The sequence below is a fragment of the Shewanella sp. TC10 genome, from assembly GCF_009663145.1.
Taxonomy (GTDB): Bacteria; Pseudomonadota; Gammaproteobacteria; order Enterobacterales; family Shewanellaceae; genus Shewanella.
In genome coordinates this window covers 1-19,650 of record NZ_VKHR01000083.1, presented here as the reverse complement: position 1 = coordinate 19,650, position 19,650 = coordinate 1, and the positions used below count along the sequence as shown (strand labels likewise).

Below are 19,650 nucleotides of genomic sequence, written 5' to 3'. Positions count from 1 at the left end.
TMWAAGCATTAATCGTCGACTCGAAAAAGTAGATAAGCAGCGTGAACAGAGTCGCCGTTCGCGTAAACGCAGTGATTTATCGACTGTTTCATTGGTGGGTTACACCAATGCGGGTAAGTCTACGCTGTTTAATGCGTTAACCGCTTCAGAAGTCTATGCAGCGGATCAGTTGTTCGCCACACTGGATCCGACTTTGCGTAAACTATCAAAACGAGCAACACCGCTACCTTCTAAGGTGGCAGAGAAAAGCATATTTTGTTTACGGCCTTGTGCCTCAATCGCAATGGTTTCAACGACTGATGAAAAGCCCATGTCTAGCATGCGGTCTGCTTCATCAATAATCAGCATTTCAACTTCAGTTGCTTCAAATTGGCCTTTATCGAGGTATTCCATTAAACGACCAGGTGTGGCGATTAATAGATCGATATTTTCTTCAAGTTGTTCTTCCTGTGGGCCGTAAGGCACACCACCAGTAATGATCCCAACATCTAACTCAAGATCGGTTGCCAAGTGGCAAGCATAGCGGTGGATTTGGCTGGCAAGTTCACGGGTCGGCGTCAGAATTAATATTCTGGCTTGGCCATTAAAGCGACGTGGGAAGTCAATCAAGTGTTGTAAAGCTGGCAGCAAGAAGCTTGCAGTTTTACCTGTACCTGTAGGCGCTTTAGCTAAAATATCCCGTTGTTCCATTGCCATTGGCAAAGTTTGTTGTTGAACGGTAGTCGGGCTTAAATGTCCCATGGCCTTTAGGGAGTCTAATAGGCGGGGATCGAGGTCAAAATCTTCAAATAGCATGCGCTTTGGGTCTCACTGATTGATAGCCAGACATTATAACCTAAGTTGTTAATCTCAGCGAGAGACTAATGGGGCAAAAGCAGATTAAACCTTAAAGTTTCAAATAAAAGTCGCGGCAAAGTTGGCTCATGGTCTCAGTGTACTGACCTTTATTATCGGTAATAACTAAATTATCGCTAATAACTACATTTTCTGATTGCGCTTTTTGTTGAAGGCTATTCGATGATGCATTTAAACAAGATGCATGTTTGAGTGCCAATAGCAGTCTGCTAGGTGCTTTTGTTTCAACAGTGCTGATAGTGGTTCTATGACTAATAGCAAGCTTAGTGTGTGCAAGCGCCGCCAGAAAGCCTAATTCACTCTGAGTTGGAATGATGAAACTCGCCATGCCAGTTTGTGCAAGTAACTGTTGAGTATGACTAAGGAGAGTTTCGAAACTGAGAGTGTCAGTATGTCTTGCTGTAGCACGACGTTTAGCTTCAGATTGAGGACCATTATCAAAATAAGGTGGATTGCAAATAATGGCGTCAAACAATGCAGCTTTCGATTTGAGGCTATCATCTGTAAATTGTTGAATGCTGCAATGCTTGAGAGAAAGCTGCTGGCTCCAAGGGCTTTGGGCAAAGTTAAATTGACAATCTTGAGCAGCGCCATCTTCAAGTTCGACAGCCTGTATCTCTACATGAGGGTTTTCAACTCGCTGGGCTATCATTAAAGACAATAATCCACTGCCTGCTCCAATATCCAGAATTCGATAGCAATAGTCTTTATTGGCGAGCGGTAGTTTCGCCCATGCACCTAAAATGACCCCGTCAGTACTGACAGGCATCCCGCAGTGGCTATCTTCAATGTGAAATTGCTTAAAGGTAAATGGCATTGTTTATTCTGATATGACTGATGTGCTTTGGAGCGTTAATGGTAACTGCTTTTCTATTAATTATCCCAGAAAAATGGCGTTGCACCAATGTTGCTAAATTCAGGCGATGTGGTTGCACTGTAGCAAGAATGTTTTGTGGGTTTTAAGCTTGTTTTCAGATAAAGGTTATTTTTAGATAGTGCTGGATTTGCGCTTGTTAATCTAAACGCGATTTGATATTAGTTCCTACCCGTTTAAAGGCGTCTAACGCATTTAAATGGCAGTAAAATGAAATCCGACTCACAAATGGGTAATTTGAAATCGACAAAGTGGCTTTTTTATAACCATTTGTGAGTAGTTTTTAATACGATGAAGTGTAATTTATAGTTTACATTCTTACAGGTCGGATTTGATTAGCGGTAGCTAATTAGTGGTTAATCACTTAAGTTTGTTAAAAAACAAAACAACAAGATGGGGCATTTTGTGCAAAACAGTAATATGAGTATTGGCGATACATTGGGCTTAGGCTTTATGACTTTCGCATTTTTCTTAGGAGCAGGTAACTTAATCTTTCCTCCTTTTGCAGGTATGTTAGCTGGCGAGAATATGACGCTGGCAATGCTAGGCTTTCTTGTTACTGCCGTGGGTTTACCTCTTGCAGGTCTTATTGCTGTTGCTAAAGCAAACGGTAAGGTCATGGCGATGTTACCAGCCTTTGCAGCAACAGCACTTGCTGTCTCTATCTACATTATTATTGGCCCTGCTTTCGCGGCGCCTCGTACTGGTTTAGTGGCTTTTGAAATCGGTGCACGCCCATTTTTAGACAATGCCGAAGCTGTTATTCAGGTAGGTGCTTTGGCACTTAATAAAGCGCAACTACTTTATACCATCGCATTTTTTGCTTTAGCTATGGTGTTGTCGTTATACCCAGGTAAATTACTCGACAGTGTTGGTAAGGTATTAACGCCAATTCTAATCTTCTTATTAGTTGGTTTAGCTGTATCGGTCATTGTTACTCCTAGTGCTGCAATTGGTGCCGCCACTGGTGACTATATTACCAGTCCACTTTCTAAAGGTATTTTAGAAGGTTATAACACCATGGATACCCTAGCTTCAGTGATTTTCGGTATGTTAATTATCGATATTTTGCGTAAGAAAGGTATCACTGAGTCTAAAGCTCAAACCCGTTACCTAGTTCGTGCTGCTATTATTGCTGCTTCAGGTTTAGCCTTTGTTTATATCTCTTTATTCTATTTAGGCGCGACGGCGGGTGATATCGCTAAAGGCGCAGAAAATGGCGGCCAGATCTTAACTAACTACGTGACCCATGAATTTGGCACTATGGGTACGATTTTACTTGCGGCTGTTGTTAGCATTGCTTGTTTAACGACTGCGGTGGGCCTAATCACAGCGTGTTCTGAATACTTCAATGAGATACTGCCGAAGATTTCATATAAAGCTTTCGTTATCTTTTTCAGCTTAGTGTGCGCCACTGTAGCGAACGTAGGGTTAACTCAGTTAATTAATATCAGTATTCCTGTATTGATGACCATCTACCCTGTAGCGATTGCATTAGTTGCAGTGACATTCTTAACTGAACGTTTTGCTCGACCTGAATTTTCTCACCGTTTAGTATTATCGGTTGCACTATTCTTCGGTGTGTTTGATGGCTTAAAAGCAGCTGGCTTTGAAATTAACTTCTTAAGCTTTATGCCATTACACGCTGAAGGAATGGCTTGGTTATTACCTGTTGCTATCGTAATGGTTGCATGTTTATTTGTCCCAGCTAAAAACCAAACGGTTGCAGCAAGTTAATTGACAACTTACCGACGGTAAATTTTGTCAAACTAAACCCGTTTTAGTTACACTAACAGCGTTACTTCATGTGGAGTAACGCTGTTTTTTTAGGAAAAAAAGTGACTGATAACTACCAAGCTGATCCTATCATTGATGCGTTTTTAGATGACCTTTGGTCCACCAAAGGCTTAAGTGATAATACGTTAGCATCTTACCGAACTGACCTAAGGCATTTTGAACGCTTTGTTCTTAATCAGAGCATGCGTTTGATTGATGTCGAGCAGTTAACCATTCGTGATTATTTGGCATATCGGGTTGATAATGATTTTGCCAAAACGAGCACGGCTAGATTGCTGAGTAGTCTTAGACGTTTTTATGGATATTTAATCGTAAAGCAAACCATTGATGTTGACCCAACCAGTTTGATTGAATCCCCTAAACTTGCACGCAAGCTTCCAGTTGCCTTAAGTGAAAAGCAAATAGATGCATTACTTGATGAACCCAATGTCGAAGATCCCGTTGAATGCCGTGATAAAGCTATGTTGGAATTGTTGTATGCAACAGGCCTGCGGGTAACGGAGTTAGTCAGTCTGACGCTTGAGCAAATCAGTTTGCGTCAAGGGCTAGTGAGAATAGTTGGTAAAGGTGGCAAAGAGCGCCTAGTACCGTTAGGAGAGCTCGCTGTTACCGAGGTAGAGCAATACTTATTAGCTGCAAGGGCTGAGTTACTTAATAACAAACAAAGTGATGTACTATTTCCGTCAAAGCGTGGCCAAATGATGACTCGACAAACCTTTTGGCATCGAATTAAGTTGTATGCCGTTCGAGCTGGAATTAACAGTCATTTATCCCCCCATACACTCCGTCATGCATTTGCGACTCATTTATTAAATCACGGCGCCGATTTACGTGTAGTGCAGTTATTATTAGGGCACAGTGATTTATCTACAACACAGATTTATACCCATGTTGCCAAGGCGAGGTTACAACAATTACATAGTGAGCATCACCCAAGAGGTTGATGCTTATTTTGAATAAGTTACCCTTGGTTACATTAAATATGTTACATGTAGCCTGCTATGAGGCAGTTAAGGTTGCTTTAATAAAACATTGTCTGTAACTTTTGCCGACAATATCAGGTCTATGTATTAGCTGAGACAGTCAGTTTTACCCAATAGGATTAATTAATGAAGTTAACTAAAGCATTTTCTTTCGCGATTACGCTAGCTGTTGCCCCACTGCTACAGGCAGCTTCTGCAACAGATATTCCCAATGAAGCTGAATTGAAAAGCCAAGTATCTGATGTACTTGGTGTCAATGTGTTGAAAATCCAATCTTCGCCTATTGATGGACTTTACCAAGCATTCACTGACCGCGGTGTATTGTATGTATCGCCTGACGGAACAAAGCTAATTCATGGCAATATGTACGATCTGAAAAACGGCATGCAAAACTTAACTGAAGCTGCTCTTGCTGGCCCGCGTATCGATATGCTTAAGCCATTTGAAAAAGACATGTTGGTCTATAAAGCGAAAGATGAAAAACACGTAGTGACGATTTTTACTGATGTCGATTGTGGTTATTGTCGCAAGCTTCACCAAGAAATGGACGGTTATAACGACTTAGGCATTACTGTACGTTACTTAGCTTTCCCTCGCGCTGGATTCCCATCTGCTAATGCGCAAGAAATGGAAGCGGTTTGGTGTGCAAAAGATCCTTTAAAAGCTATGACAGATGCTAAAACTGGCGGCAATGTTAAAGCGGCAAGTTGTGATGCTAATATTGAAGAGCAGTACCGTTTAGGTCAGGCGTTTGGTATTAATGGAACCCCAGCAATCGTGTTAGAAAATGGTGTATTAGTACCAGGTTACCAACCACCAGAAGCATTATTGAAAACCATTAAAACTAACATTTAATTTGTTAGGGTTATCGGATAATTTTAATTCGTCGATGACTTAATTTAGTCGAGTAAATTCAACAAAAGGTGAGCACATAGCTCGCCTTTTTTGTTATCTTGCTTTTGTTCTGTTCCCATTTTTCGATAAGGTTTATTTGTGGCCCACAAAATTGTCCGCCGTTCAGACGTAGATGACAGTCATTTACCCGAGACTATTCACCCTTTATTAAAGCAGCTCTATGCCCGCCGTAATGTTGACTTAACGGGTTGTGAATTAAGTCTGTCTAAGTTACTTAGGCCTGACACTATGTTGGGATTGCCAGAAGCGGCGGTGATTATTGCTGATGCGATAGCGGGGCAGAAGTCGATATTAATCGTCGGCGACTTTGACGCAGATGGCGCCACCTCAACCAGTGTGTGCTTATTAGCGTTACGGATGATGGGAGCCACAAAGATTGATTACCTTATACCTAACCGGTTCGACTATGGTTATGGCTTAAGTCCTGAAATAGTCGCCGTGGCACAATCAAAAGGCGCAGAGGTACTGATTACTGTTGATAATGGGATTTCTTCAATTGATGGTGTCGCAGCAGCAAAACAACTGGGTATGCAAGTGGTTGTTACTGATCATCACCTTCCAGGGAAAAGTTTGCCAGCAGCTGATGCGATTGTGAACCCGAATCAAGAGGGCTGTCAGTTTGCTAGTAAATCGATTGCCGGAGTTGGAGTCGCATTTTACTTAATGTCAGCATTAAGAGCCGAGCTGAAGAGTCGAGATTGGTATCGGCTAAATCAAATTGCTGAGCCTAACCTTGGTAGTTTGCTCGATATTGTGGCATTAGGCACAGTTGCCGATGTTGTGTCACTTGATAGTAATAATCGCATATTGGTTCAAGCTGGTTTGCAGCGAGTTAAAAATGGCCGTTGCCGCGTTGGGATAACCGCCTTATTAGAAGTCGCTAAACGTAGTCCTCAGCGAATCGTTGCATCAGATTTTGGTTTTGCTGTAGGCCCTCGTCTTAATGCCGCTGGCAGACTCGATGAAATGGCGTTAGGGGTTGAAACCTTATTATGTGAAGACATGATGCTCGCGAGAAGAATGGCTGATGAGCTTGACGGTTTAAATGGCGAACGCCGCGAACTCGAAGCAGGAATGCAGCAAGAAGCGCTTAAAAGCTTACAAAAACTCACCTTAGATGAATCAAAGTTACCTTGGGGACTAGCCATTTTCCAAGATGATTGGCATCAAGGGGTTATCGGGATTTTAGCGTCGCGCATCAAAGATAAATACCATCGACCGGTGATTGCTTTTGCTGACGCTGGAGATGGCGAGATAAAAGGCTCGGCACGCTCAATTAAAGGTTTGCACATGCGCGACTTACTTGAGCTCATCAACAGTCGTCATCCAGGTATGATTATCAAATTTGGTGGTCATGCCATGGCTGCAGGTTTATCACTGCGAGCTGATGCATTTGCTGAGTTTGAAGCTGCCTACGATAAAGCCGTGCGAGAAGTACTTAAGCCTGAGCAACTCACTGGTGAAGTGTTATCAGATGGCGAATTACCGGTTCAATTGATGAACCTTGAAACAGCATTTCTATTACGTGAATCTGGTCCTTGGGGACAGTCATTTGAAGAACCTTTATTTGATGGTTACTTCAGTGTTATTCAGCAAAGAATTGTTGGTGAAAAACATTTGAAACTGGTGCTTGAAACTGATTGCGGTTCAGTCATGATGGATGCTATTGCCTTTAATGTCGATTTAGCGACTTGGCCAGATGCGACGATTAAACATGCGAGGGTCGCTTATAAACTTGATGTGAATGAGTTTAGAGGCAATCAAACGGTACAAATGCTGGTTGACTATATCGAACCTGCTTAACCTTAAGCGCACTTCCAAAACGATCAACTTGAGCAAGTGACTTGAAGTCACAATCTGAGTAAGTGACTTGCTCAAGTCACTTAAATAAACCAGTCACTTAAATAACGATAGTTTAGCCAAGAGCTGTGCTGTTGATTGCCTCACTGGTTTTTTATGACTAAAGTAAGCGTATGTAGAAGTGACAGATACAAAAAAGCCTCGCATTGCGAGGCTTTTTTGTTATTTGGTCGCGTTAGCCACCAAATCTAAATATGGTGCCCGAACCCGGAATCGAACCAGGGACACGAGGATTTTCAATCCTCTGCTCTACCGACTGAGCTATTCGGGCGACGGACGCAATTAAACGTTTTTTGCGGTCTATAGTCAACTTTTTTTTATTTTTAACGCTGTTTTTAGGTGTGTTTGACTAAGAATCCCACAAAAGGCTCAAATGTTCAGCTAAAGCTAATCGTTCAAATAGGTCTATCTGTCAAAGCAACCATAGTGCTTAACTTAAGCTATTGGTGAACTTTTTTGCCTAAGGTTGAATAGAAAACCGCCTAAGGGAGGTCTTATTGATTGAATATTATGGATAACAGCACAAATTTACACTAGGAGCTAGCTATTGAATTGGCAAATGGCATTGATTAATCGATCGCAAAAACACCCGCTATGGGTATGTTTTGCTGTGTCGTTTATAGTCATTTTAAGTCTGTTAGGTGTGACTAGAATAAGCCTTGATGTCAATTTTAATGATTATTTTGCCCATGATGATGCAGGCTTTATTGGTTATCAACAGCTGAACAGCCAGTTTGAACAATCCAATAATTTACTATTATTATTAGAAAACCAACAAGACTGGCGTCAACCACAGCAACAAGCTCGCTTATTACAATTTATCAAGCTGTTACAAAGCAGTGATGATATTGCTAATGTCGGAGGATATGCCTCATTTATCTCTGGTGCTAATATCTCAGACGCTAATATCTCTAGCTCTATGGCCGACGATTCAAGTCTTAAATCTTCCGTAAATCGTTCAGCTTTCTTATTGAGTTATAAACAACATCCTAGATTACCTCTAGTCATATCTGATTCTGGTTTAGCTATTTTGCTAAACATTAGTTTCAGTGACGCTGATAAGCATACTTTCGCCAATAACACCCTTTGGCGAGAAACTAAGATAGAAAATTTATTGGATAGAGCAAAAACGTACTGGTCGTCTGAGGTAAATGTCACTGACAAACAAGGGATGGATGCTGGGATTCCACTTTATGAAAAAGCTGGCAACCAAAAAGTAGTCGAAGAAAAGCCCGTACAAAAAAGCACGGTGAATATCTATTTGAGCGGTGAGCAGGCGCTTAACTGGCAGTACGCTAAAGTGTTGCGACATGATTTATCTTGGTTTGCCCCAAGCTTATTACTGGTCATTACACTAATGGCTGCTTTTTTCATTCGGGCTAGAATATGGCTACTGGCGATAGGGTTAAATTGCTTGGCCACGCTTATTTTTACCCTTGGCATCGCAGGTTGGTTTAATTTAACCATAGCCGCAATCAGTGCGTTTATTCCCGTCATTATTATCACATTGTCATTAGCTTATTCTGCACATTTATATTTGGCTTGGCAGCGAGCAGTTCATCAAGGTGAGCTTGAAGCGCTAAAATTTAGTTTTGAGCATAACAAGTTACCGCTATTTTATGCCACATTAACCACTATGTTGGGTTTCGGCTTGCTCGGTTTTAGTCCCTCACCACCCATTCAATCCTTTGGCGCTTTAGTGGCTGTTGCCGTACTTTGTCATTATCTGCTATGCCATAGCTTAACGGTTATTGTGGTTAATTACGGGCGAAATAAAAAAGCGATTAATACCTTAAACAATGGGAATAATAAGAAAACCAGCGTTGCTGCTAAAACTTTTTTCTCAGCTGAGCCGATAGCAAGAGTTGCCATAAAATATCCAAAAAGTTTATTGCTTACTGTTGCTGTTATCTCTGTCCTTGCATCATTTAGCGTCACCAAGCTTGAGCTTAATGATGATCCTCTGAGCTACTTCCCAAAAGACAACCCTTTTAGCCAATCGAAACAAAAGATGCAGCAATACTTTGATGGAGTGAATCTTATTCATTATGAAGTTAGCACCGAACCTCATCAAATATACGATAAAGCTTACTTAGCTTTCTTATATCAATTTAGCCGCTATTTAAAACAACAACCCGAAGTGAATAAAGTGACTCATATTGGTGATTGGGTTAAAAGCGCTGGATTAAGTCAAAGTCGATTTAAGCAAGTCGTCAGCCAAAACTCAGTACAAGAATTGGGACTTAACAGCGAAGTTTCTGCGCACTATCAATCAAGCTTATTGACTATTTATCTTGCTCCTTTAACTGCAAGGCAAATGATTGAATTTGAAGATAGAGTGTCATCTTGGCTGTTTGATAATCGTGCAGATTTAATGGTGAGTCCAGCACTTGGAAGTAACCTCCTTTTTGCGCATTTATCCATTGAGAACGCAAAAAATATGTTGTGGTCGTTTGTCGTTGCATTACTCATGCTCAGTATCATTATTGGGATGATTAAACGCAGTGTGGTATTTGCTTTAATAGGATTGATGGTTAACTTTTTACCCTTGCTTTGGGTATTTGGTGCTTGGCAAATAATGGGTGGCTATATCAGCATTGGTAGTGCAGTCGTATTGGGCATCATGTTAGGTATCATTGTTGATGATACTTTACACCTGTTATTAAAACTGCCCCAGCCAAATAAAGCTAATTCGTTTCTTTCATTCTGGCCTAAATATGCCGCCATTATCCCTGTCATTAGCTTTACTAGCTTAACCTTAGTATTGGGGTTTGGCATTGGTTTAGCGTCTGACTTTGCCCCCATAGCACAACTCAGTATGCTGTCTTGTTTAGTCATTAGTCTCGCGTGGCTTTTTGATGTTTTGGTGTTGCCTGTTATTTATCATCAATGGAGACGCTTTTTCGTGAGTTCTAATATGAATCCCAATACAAGTCCCAATAAAAGTCATAAAAATGAGTCCCAATATGAGCATTAGTCGCTGCTTTGGTAAAAAAACATCACCTAAAATCTCAAATGGGAACAATGCTCTGCGTCTGCAAGATTGGATAAATCAATTAGGTCATACGCCTCTGTCATTTAATGATAGTCAAGCAGAATCAATGGCACACCTACTGCCATTGTTGTTATGTGGAGAGCAGTCCGCTCAACTAGTGTTTAATCAAGAAATTATTAGGTTACGTACTAATTCGATGACTAATAACTTGGTAAATGGTCATTCTGTGTCATCTATAGATTCAGAAAAAATCATTATATCGCTAGTGGAAGTTGAATCAGATGAATGCCGACATGATATTGCACTGCAAAGTGTTGCTGACAATTTGCCTGAAATAGAAACTGTTTCAAAGGTGCAGCGACTTGCAAAGCGTTTTTATACTAGCCTCAGTCGTGTTGATGATTACCAAGAGCACTTTGTGCGAATTGCAATTTTAGATACCTGCGTCACTCAAATCATGCAGGCATTTGAACATAGCCATTTAGGTTTGCATCACCCTTTTAGCCAGCTATGCGGTTTAATCAAAAAGGATGAAGCCAAACATGTTTATATCAGCCGTCATCACGCGATTGAACTCGGTGCCAGTCATTCAGATTTTTGTCAGCAACAAGAATTTATTACTCAACACTTATTCCAACTGTTGAGCAGTCAAGGCAATGCTTTTGAACATATGGGAGTGTGTTTAGATTCCCTACAGCAAAAACTGGAGGAAAAATGGCAGTAAAATTTGCCCAACATGATTTGTCCTTATACTCAATTGCTCATCAATTGCCTGGTTGTCATATCGATAATGAAACCTTATTGGGCTGTTTATCTAAGCAAGCTGGTCGGTTGAATGCGCGTAAAGCGAAAAGCATCGCGAAACGTTTGGGGATAGAAGGCCGTTATTTAGTGAGGGATTTATCCAAAGCGACGAGTTCAGCTTCACCCACTAGTATTGAATTAAGCCAACAGGTTATTGCCCAAGCTTTATCAAGCGCGGATCTAACGGCGAGCGAGCTAGATTATTTAATTACTCACACTTGTACTCCGCATACACAAGTACCACCTAATGCTGCATGGCTCGCTGATGTTATGGCATACCACGGCCCTTACTTAGAGTTAAGGCAAGCATGTACAGGCTTTGCTAATGGTTTACAGATTGCTTCCGCTTTTTGTGCCGTAAATCAGCAACCAGTAGCGATAGTTGGTGTAGAAACCGGCTCGGTTTATTTTGATATGGATAAATCATTTATCGATACTGAGCAATTGGTCAATTATGTGCAAATGGGTGATGGTGCAGCCGCCACAATATTGGGCCCAGCATTGAGTGGAAAAGCCAAAATTTCTGATATTTATTTAGGACAAATAGGTCATCAAAAGCAGCCTGGGTTTTATTTAGATAGTGGTTCAGATGATGTTGGCGAAAAGCGCATGGCGCGTTTTCATCATAACATCCATGCAGTGAGGGAGCAGGGGAGTCAGTTATTTGAACTCGGCTGGCAAGCATTACAAAGCCGCGGTTATCATTTAAATGATTTTGCCTATATTTTGCCCCATCAAGCGAATGGTCATATTGATGTGTTAATGGCTGAGGCGCTAGGTATTACACCAGATAGAATCATTAATGATGCGAAACAGTTCGGTAATTTAGGCTCTGCAGCAATCTGGGTGAGCCTATCGAACTTAATACACTCTGGTAAATTAAACGAAGGAGATAAAGTTGCAGTACTTGGGGCTGAGGCAACTAAATACCTTTATGGCGGCTTTGTGTATGAGCATCGAAATGCTTAACGGCAAAACTGAATAATGAAAAAGCCCGCAACAATCATTGCGGGCTTTCAATTAGTGTTTTAAAAAGTCACTAAACTAGTCACTAAAATAAGTCACTAAAATAAGTCACTAAAATAAGTCACTAAAATAAGTCACTAAAATGAGTAACTAAACTTTGGTTAGTTAAGCTCTTTATTATCAGGGAAGTTTGCAGCCATTACAGTTAATACATTTTGTTTTAACTGATCTTGCCCTAATTCACCGTAAGCTTCAGACATAATCTCCAGTGCTCGCTCTGTAGCAGGAGTGCCTGGGAACTGTTCCATTACTGATTGAGCACGAACAGCTGCCGCACTCCAAGCTTCCATTTTTATGTAATACTCAGCAACTTTAATCGAGTACTGTGCTAAACGGTTTTTAAGGTACTGCATGCGCTGGTGAGCGTCAGCTGCATATTTACTATTTGGGTAGCTTTTAATTAAACGATCAAAATCTTTAAAGGCATCTTGAGCATTTTTAGGATCGCGATCGGTACGGTCGATATTCATCATGTCATGGAAAAGATAATTATCAGCCTGCATATTTGTTAAACCACGCATATAATAGACGTAATCGATATCAGGGTGCGTAGGGTTTAAGCGTAAAAAACGGTCGATATTGGCGATGCCAGATGCAACGTCATCCATCTTGTAATACGCAAAAATCATATCAAGTTGAACTTGAGTTTTATGCGGACCAAATGGGTAACGAGAGTCTAAAGCTTCAAGGGTTCTTACTGCTTTAGAATAGTTTCCAAGCTCCATTGAGGTTCTTGCTTGGGCATAAAGTCCCTCTGGTGACTTACCATTGAGGTCTTCATCTTCAAAACCTTTTGAGGTACTACAAGCTGATAAAGCTAATGAAAACAATACTAGGGCGGCGCCTTTGGCAAATTTAGACATATGTAAATTCAATTCTTTTATAAGTTGTTGTTAAGAATTTTTCCATTTCACTGTAAAATAGAAAACAATCCGATTGTAACAGATAGCACATTCACTTTGGACCCCAAAAAAGGGGTACGGTTCCTATGACACAAGAGATTAACCTAAAAAGCGAGATCACGGCAATCCAAACAGGTCTTCGATTAGACCAAGCTTTGGCTGAATTGTTCCCTGATTATTCCCGTACACGCATCAAAGAATGGATCCTATCTGGTGCAGTTTCAGTCGATGGCGTTGTTGTCGATATACCTCGTGAGAAGGTACTAGAGTCGCAGTTAATTGCGGTAGAAGCAACGCTTGAAGAAGAAGTAAAAGATAAAGCGCAGAATATTGAGCTTAATATTGTCTATGAAGACGAGCATATTATCGTTGTTAATAAGCAAGCTGGCTTAGTGGTTCACCCAGGTGCTGGCAATGCTGATGGCACTTTATTGAATGCTTTATTGCATCACTGTCCCGATATTGAGCATGTCCCACGTGCGGGTATTGTTCATCGTTTAGATAAAGACACCACAGGTTTAATGGTTGTAGCCAAAACCGTTGAAGCACAGACCCATTTAGTTACCGCATTGCAAGCTCGCGACATCGTACGTGAATATGAAGCAATTGTTATTGGTACTATGACTGCTGGTGGCACAGTTGATGAGCCGATTGAGCGTCATGAAACGCGTCGCACCCAAATGGCTGTGATCGCAGGTGGCCGTCCATCTGTTACCCATTACCGTGTAGCAGAAAAATTCCGTGCACACACTCGATTAAGACTACGCCTTGAAACAGGCCGTACTCACCAAATTCGTGTGCATATGGATTACATTGGTCATGTATTAGTAGGCGATCCTGTTTATGGTGGTCGTCCTCGTCCGCCTAAAAAAGCCAGCCCAGAGTTTTTTGATATTTTGAAAAACTTTAATCGTCAGGCTTTGCACGCAGTCCGTTTAGAATTAGCGCATCCTTTCACTCATGAAATCATGTCGTGGCAGGCGCCTATTCCTGAAGATATGCAAATGCTTGCAAAAGCAATGCGTAAAGATACTGAAGAAAATCCAATAGAGTATCTATAAGCTCTGACAATATAGCGTCAGATAAAAGGGCACTACGTGTATAAAGCCAGTTGGCCAGTTCCTGATAATGTAGGCATCGCTATGACGAATCGTCATGGCGGTGTAAGCAAGTCTCCTTTTGACAGCCTTAATTTAGGTTTGCATGTGGGTGACGAAATGTCTGATGTATTAGCTAACCGGGTCTTGATACAACAGCAGCTTTGCTTAAGTGCCCCTTTACTATGGCTAGACCAAGTTCACGGAACTGAGATTATTGATTGCTCTCATTTATCAGCCGCATCATTAGCCAATAAACTCCCTCCTAAAGCTGATGGTAGTTATACATCATCACCTCATTTGTCATTAGCAATAATGACAGCAGATTGTTTACCTGTGCTGTTATGCAACAAAGAAGGGACACAAGTCGCTGCTGTTCATGCTGGCTGGCGTGGGTTATGTGATGGCGTTATTGAAGCCGCAGTTAATAAATTTAGCGGTGAAAAAGCTGACATCATGGCTTATTTAGGTCCGGCAATTGGTCCTGAAGCGTTTGAAGTTGGTGCAGAAGTGAAGCAGCAATTTGAACAGCATGATACTAATGCGAGTAAATACTTTGCCCCGCATGGTGCCAAGTATTTAGCAGACTTAAGCGGACTAGCCAAATTACGCTTATCAACTATGGGTATAGAAACAGTCTTTAGTGCAGATACCTGTACCTTTACAAACCATGATTACTTCTCGTATCGCCGCGATCAGCAAACAGGTCGGATGGCTTCTTTAATTTGGTTAAAGTCTTAATCTATTTTTTCGATTTGATCTGAATCAATTAATCTAACACTAATGTACTGAATTTGTTTTTCAAGATTGAATTATTCATAAACATCCCCATATTTTAATTATCAAAACATTCCGTTTTTATTAAATTGTTTAGGAGGCCGTATGAGACTCGATCGTATGACCAACAAATTTCAAATCGCTATTTCAGATGCCCAATCTTTGGCATTAGGGCGTGATCATCAGTTTATTGAACCTATTCATTTGATGATGGCGTTATTAAATCAAGACTCAGGTTCAATTCATCCTTTGCTAACTCAGGCAGGGATTAATGTGAGTGGCCTGCGTTCATCGTTAAGCCAAGAGTTAGAACGTTTGCCACAAGTTGAAGGTACTGGCGGTGATATCCAATTATCCCAAGGCCTTATTCGCTTACTAAACTTGTGTGACAAATTAGCGCAAAAGCGCAAAGACAAATATATCTCTTCAGAGCTGTTTGTCATGGCAGCGCTTGAAGGAACTGATGCGTTAAGTAAGTCGCTGAAAGATGCTGGCGCGACTAAAGCATTGTTAGAAACCACCATAGAACAAATTCGCGGCGGTCAAAAAGTGGATGATCCCAACGCTGAAGATCAACGCCAAGCATTAAATAAGTTCACAGTCGATCTCACTGAACGCGCAGAGCAAGGCAAACTTGACCCTGTTATTGGTCGTGATGAAGAGATTCGCCGTACGATTCAAGTTCTGCAACGCCGCAGTAAAAATAACCCAGTATTAATTGGTGAGCCTGGTGTGGGTAAAACTGCAATTGTTGAAGGTTTAGCGCAGCGTATAGTGAATGGCGAAGTACCAGAGGGTATTAAAAATAAGCGTGTATTATCTTTAGATATGGGCGCATTAATCGCTGGTGCTAAATATCGTGGTGAATTTGAAGAACGCTTAAAAGCAGTTTTAAATGAACTTGCCCAAGAAGAAGGTCAGGTTATTTTATTTATCGATGAACTTCATACCATGGTCGGTGCTGGTAAAGGCGAAGGTGCGATGGATGCAGGTAACATGCTTAAACCTGCACTGGCTCGTGGTGACTTACACTGTGTTGGCGCGACGACATTAGATGAATACCGTCAGTATATTGAAAAAGATGCAGCACTTGAGCGCCGTTTTCAAAAGGTGCTGGTGGAAGAGCCTAATGTTGAAGATACCATTGCCATCTTACGTGGCTTAAAAGAACGTTATGAACTCCATCACCATGTTGAGATTACTGATCCTGCAATTGTTGCGGCCGCCAGTATGTCACATCGATATATATCAGACAGAAAGCTACCTGATAAAGCCATCGATTTAATTGATGAAGCCGCCTCTAGTATTCGAATGCAGATTGACTCGAAACCAGAAGCGTTAGATAGACTTGATCGCCGTGCTATTCAATTAAAGCTTGAAGAGCAAGCGCTAAGTAAAGAAGAAGATGATGCTAGTCGCAAACGTCTCTCTCATTTACAAGGTGAACTTAAGCAAGTTGAAGAAAAAGCTGGCGAGTTGAATGAAATTTGGCATACAGAAAAAGCTGCCTTAGCTGGTACCCAACATATCAAAGCTGATTTAGAGCAATCTCGTATGGATATGGAAGTGGCCAAACGTGCAGGTGACTTAACTCGTATGTCAGAGTTGCAATATGGTCGAATTCCAGAATTAGAGAAGCAACTTGATTTAGCCTCACAAGCTGAAATGCAGGACATGACCTTATTACGTAATAAAGTCACTGATACCGAAATTGCTGAAGTGTTATCAAAAGCCACAGGTATTCCGGTTTCGAAAATGCTTGAAGGTGAGCGTGATAAATTATTGCAAATGGAGCAAGCACTACACCAAAGGGTCATAGGTCAAAACGAAGCGGTTGAAGCGGTATCAAATGCGATAAGACGCAGCCGAGCAGGACTTGCAGATCCAAATCGTCCTATTGGTTCTTTCCTATTTTTAGGGCCAACGGGTGTAGGTAAAACCGAGTTGTGTAAATCATTGGCAAGTTTCTTATTTGATACTGAGTCTGCCATGGTTCGCATCGATATGTCAGAGTTTATGGAAAAGCATACGGTTTCAAGATTAGTCGGTGCGCCTCCAGGTTATGTAGGTTATGAAGAAGGCGGCTATTTAACAGAAGCTGTACGTCGTAAACCTTACTCAGTGATCTTATTAGATGAAGTCGAGAAAGCGCATCCTGATGTGTTTAATATTTTACTTCAGGTACTAGACGATGGCCGCCTAACTGATGGTCAAGGTCGCACGGTAGACTTTAGAAATACCGTGATCATCATGACCTCGAATTTAGGCTCTGACATCATCCAAGATGGTTTTGCATCTCAAGACTATGCACAAATGAAATCATCAGTCATGAATGTTGTGACTCAAAGCTTTAGACCTGAGTTTTTAAACCGAATAGATGAAACCGTCGTGTTCCATCCTTTAGCGGCTGAGCATATTGCTCATATTGCTGAGATCCAGTTAGAAAACTTAAAAGCACGTTTGGCTGAAAAAGACTTTACCATGTCTATTTCTAAAAATGCTTTAGCCTTGATTGCAGAAGCTGGTTTTGATCCAACTTACGGGGCTCGTCCACTTAAAAGGGCATTACAACAAGAAATTGAAAACCCATTAGCGCATCATCTATTAAAAGGTGAGTTGCTTCCAGGAAAGCCAATTCTCATTGATGTTGTAGATGGCTTGCTGACATTTAAACAGTAGTTCAACTGTATTACCTTTATATAGAAAGGAACGATGCAAAAGTATCGTTCCTTTTTTCGTTTTAACCTGAGCGCAATAAATACTGAACAAGCTAGTTATTCACTATAACCGGGATGAACTACTTGATAGTGGGTGATTTTTAAACTAATTTGATTAGAAAGGCGTTATTAATCTTCAACCTAAATTCAAGTAAAAGGAAATACCATGAAGAAAACTGTCGTATTAGGTATCGCATTACTCTCAATCGCTGCAACAGGTTGTAGTAGTTCACCGGAAAAAAGTGAATCTGATATTATCGGTGTCGGTAATGTGGAATATAACAGCCTTTATCATTATGGATATAACAAAGGCTGCAGCGGTGCATTGAAGCAAAAGCAAACCAATGAATCTTTAGAGTCTATGAAAGATGAAACCTTATCTGGTATTGATGCATTTGAAGATGGTTGGCGTTCAGGTACAGAAACTTGTAATGATGGTGAGTTTCGTTCTATGTATACAGTGCGTAACGCGCAGTAAATATTTCAATCGTGATTTACAGTGAAATAACAAAAAGGAGCCTAGGGCTCCTTTTTTAGTTTTAAATGCTTATGGCATATTTAAATTAATTGCAGAAAAGCTTTTTACGTTCTTCATTCTTTTCAATTTGCGCCAGTCTTTCTTCTTCGGTGATGACAATCTCTTCACCTGTTTCTGCATCCTTTCGATGTAAATGTTGATAACTACTTAATACATTTAAACTGTGTTTCGCACTTTCACAAATTGAAGCAGCTTGTTCAGCGTCTTTTTCTTTGATGAGTTTAGCTTTTGCCGCCAAGTCCGACCCTTGACTTGTGTTGTTCGAAGTTGATGTGTTGGGTAACACTGGAACATAACCTACTTGTGCAGGTTCAATGTCTTCACTGTAGACTTTCTTTGAGTCGACATCTGCTGGTGGCTGTTGGCTGTAATGAGACACACCATCTTTATCTACCCATGTATAAATGACAGTGGCAAAACTGATATGACTTACAGTACAACAAACTAAAAAAGCGAGCAGACGTAAACTGAACATAGATATTCCTAACAATATGGTGAAGCATAATTTTCCCTAATAAAATTAAAATAGGCTAAATAGCACATAAAACCAATAGCTAAATGAATATTGTTATGAGTCGATGGCGCTATTAATGGCAATTAAGCACAACACAGTCCCTATTTTAATACTTCATCACTAATGTTTATTTCGATCGAATACACTAAAAAACAGGCAGGTTAGTGTGAAAAGTCTACGTTGTGGTTAATTATTGCTCAGTTGAGTCAGGTTTGTCATAATTTTTGCAAAAAGCCCTTGCGGTGTTTCTAAATCTGCCTATAATGCGCATCCACTGACACGGCAGAGCGCAATAGCGAAACACTGAGTCAGGTTGATTTGAGACGGTKTTAACCACTTCAAATTAACGGCAAAAAGAAGTTTGAAAAAACACTTGACGCCAACGAGGGAAAGCGTARAATACGCATCCCTGACCAACACGGTCAACGCTCTTTAACAATCAAACAAGTAAATCTGTGTGGACACTCACAGGTGTTGAGTTAATCGAAATTGCTCACTCTTTCTCGTAAAGAATGMAGCAATCAAAATTATTATCAATGTAACGATGAGTGTTCATAGCAATATGTAACAAACAGKATGTAGATTCTTCCGAGTCTGCATAATGTAATCAGAATTCATTGAGCCGAGACTTAGGTCTCAACAAAACTTTAATTGAAGAGTTTGATCATGGCTCAGATTGAACGCTGGCGGCAGGCCTAACACATGCAAGTCGAGCGGTAACAGATTGATAGCTTGCTATCAATGCTGACGAGCGGCGGACGGGTGAGTAATGCCTAGGGATCTGCCCAGTCGAGGGGGATAACAGTTGGAAACGACTGCTAATACCGCATACGCCCTACGGGGGAAAGGAGGGGACCTTCGGGCCTTTCGCGATTGGATGAACCTAGGTGGGATTAGCTAGTTGGTAAGSTAATGGCTTACCAAGGCGACGATCCCTAGCTGTTCTGAGAGGATGATCAGCCACACTGGGACTGAGACACGGCCCAGACTCCTACG

Annotated in this window: 14 protein-coding genes, 1 tRNA gene, 1 rRNA gene and 2 pseudogenes; 13 read left to right on the top strand and 5 right to left on the bottom strand. The window is 41.1% G+C overall.

From position 1 onward, the window contains the following. Positions 1–205, top strand: a pseudogene (locus FNZ24_RS20160) (GTPase); the annotation flags it as partial. A gap of 2 nt (positions 206–207) precedes the next feature. On the opposite strand, the pseudogene FNZ24_RS20155 reads toward FNZ24_RS20160, so the two are convergent. Both FNZ24_RS20155 and FNZ24_RS20150 read right to left on the bottom strand, forming a co-directional pair. Then, positions 208–795, bottom strand: a pseudogene (locus FNZ24_RS20155) (DEAD/DEAH box helicase); the annotation flags it as partial. Between the two features lie 91 nt (positions 796–886). Further along, a complete protein-coding gene (locus FNZ24_RS20150) occupies positions 887–1,672 on the bottom strand; it encodes a tRNA1(Val) (adenine(37)-N6)-methyltransferase (RefSeq protein ID WP_153916592.1) in 786 nt (261 codons plus the stop codon). Between the two features lie 450 nt (positions 1,673–2,122). On the opposite strand from FNZ24_RS20150, the gene brnQ reads away from it, so the two are divergent. The 4 genes from brnQ to recJ all read left to right on the top strand — a co-directional run bounded on the left by brnQ (position 2,123) and on the right by recJ (position 7,227). Then, complete coding sequence (gene brnQ / locus FNZ24_RS20145) at positions 2,123–3,466, top strand: branched-chain amino acid transport system II carrier protein (RefSeq protein ID WP_153916591.1); 1,344 nt, start codon at positions 2,123–2,125, stop codon at positions 3,464–3,466. 101 nt (positions 3,467–3,567) lie between these two features. Continuing rightward, entirely contained in the window at positions 3,568–4,470 is a 903-nt protein-coding gene (gene xerD / locus FNZ24_RS20140; protein WP_153916590.1) for a site-specific tyrosine recombinase XerD, read from the top strand. Positions 4,471–4,635: 165 nt separating this feature from the next. Further along, complete coding sequence (gene dsbC / locus FNZ24_RS20135) at positions 4,636–5,364, top strand: bifunctional protein-disulfide isomerase/oxidoreductase DsbC (protein WP_153916589.1); 729 nt, start codon at positions 4,636–4,638, stop codon at positions 5,362–5,364. A 138-nt stretch (positions 5,365–5,502) separates the two neighbouring features. Then, positions 5,503–7,227 (top strand): single-stranded-DNA-specific exonuclease RecJ, encoded by a 1,725-nt coding sequence (recJ, locus tag FNZ24_RS20130; protein WP_153916588.1) that lies wholly within the window; start codon positions 5,503–5,505, stop codon positions 7,225–7,227. A gap of 252 nt (positions 7,228–7,479) precedes the next feature. On the opposite strand, the gene FNZ24_RS20125 is transcribed toward recJ, so the two are convergent. Next, a tRNA-Phe gene (locus FNZ24_RS20125) sits at positions 7,480–7,555 on the bottom strand. Positions 7,556–7,831: 276 nt separating this feature from the next. On the opposite strand from FNZ24_RS20125, the gene FNZ24_RS20120 reads away from it, so the two are divergent. From FNZ24_RS20120 to FNZ24_RS20110, 3 genes are read left to right on the top strand one after another with little or no spacing between them, the layout of a single operon-like run. Next, positions 7,832–10,261 carry an efflux RND transporter permease subunit gene (locus tag FNZ24_RS20120; protein WP_153916587.1) on the top strand — a complete coding sequence of 810 codons (2,430 nt, stop codon included), beginning with the start codon at positions 7,832–7,834 and terminating at the stop codon, positions 10,259–10,261. After that, entirely contained in the window at positions 10,251–11,003 is a 753-nt protein-coding gene (locus FNZ24_RS20115; RefSeq protein WP_153916586.1) for a hypothetical protein, read from the top strand. The genes FNZ24_RS20120 and FNZ24_RS20115 overlap by 11 nt, the downstream gene beginning before the upstream one ends. Next, entirely contained in the window at positions 10,994–12,052 is a 1,059-nt protein-coding gene (locus FNZ24_RS20110) for a 3-oxoacyl-ACP synthase III family protein (protein WP_153916585.1), read from the top strand. The genes FNZ24_RS20115 and FNZ24_RS20110 overlap by 10 nt, the downstream gene beginning before the upstream one ends. Positions 12,053–12,210: 158 nt before the next feature. Here FNZ24_RS20110 and FNZ24_RS20105 read toward each other — a convergent pair whose 3' ends face one another. Continuing rightward, complete coding sequence (locus tag FNZ24_RS20105; protein WP_153916584.1) at positions 12,211–12,972, bottom strand: outer membrane protein assembly factor BamD; 762 nt, start codon at positions 12,970–12,972, stop codon at positions 12,211–12,213. A 125-nt stretch (positions 12,973–13,097) separates the two neighbouring features. Here FNZ24_RS20105 and rluD point away from each other — a divergent pair, with 125 nt between their 5' ends. From rluD to FNZ24_RS20085, 4 genes are all read left to right on the top strand, one after another. Next, positions 13,098–14,072, top strand: coding sequence for a 23S rRNA pseudouridine(1911/1915/1917) synthase RluD (gene rluD, locus FNZ24_RS20100; RefSeq protein WP_153916583.1), 975 nt, complete (start codon positions 13,098–13,100; stop codon positions 14,070–14,072). A 36-nt stretch (positions 14,073–14,108) separates the two neighbouring features. Further along, positions 14,109–14,849 (top strand): peptidoglycan editing factor PgeF, encoded by a 741-nt coding sequence (gene pgeF, locus FNZ24_RS20095; protein WP_153916582.1) that lies wholly within the window; start codon positions 14,109–14,111, stop codon positions 14,847–14,849. 141 nt (positions 14,850–14,990) lie between these two features. After that, complete coding sequence (clpB, locus tag FNZ24_RS20090) at positions 14,991–17,564, top strand: ATP-dependent chaperone ClpB (protein WP_153916581.1); 2,574 nt, start codon at positions 14,991–14,993, stop codon at positions 17,562–17,564. A gap of 204 nt (positions 17,565–17,768) precedes the next feature. Beyond that, on the top strand, positions 17,769–18,080 hold the full coding sequence (locus FNZ24_RS20085) for a hypothetical protein (protein ID WP_153916580.1): 312 nt from the start codon (positions 17,769–17,771) through the stop codon (positions 18,078–18,080). Between the two features lie 85 nt (positions 18,081–18,165). Here the strand turns inward: FNZ24_RS20085 and FNZ24_RS20080 are convergent, their stop codons facing one another. Then, a complete protein-coding gene (locus tag FNZ24_RS20080; protein ID WP_153916579.1) occupies positions 18,166–18,615 on the bottom strand; it encodes a DUF4124 domain-containing protein in 450 nt (149 codons plus the stop codon). A gap of 687 nt (positions 18,616–19,302) precedes the next feature. Here FNZ24_RS20080 and FNZ24_RS20075 point away from each other — a divergent pair. Continuing rightward, positions 19,303–19,650: ribosomal RNA gene (locus tag FNZ24_RS20075) — 16S ribosomal RNA — on the top strand; the annotation flags it as partial.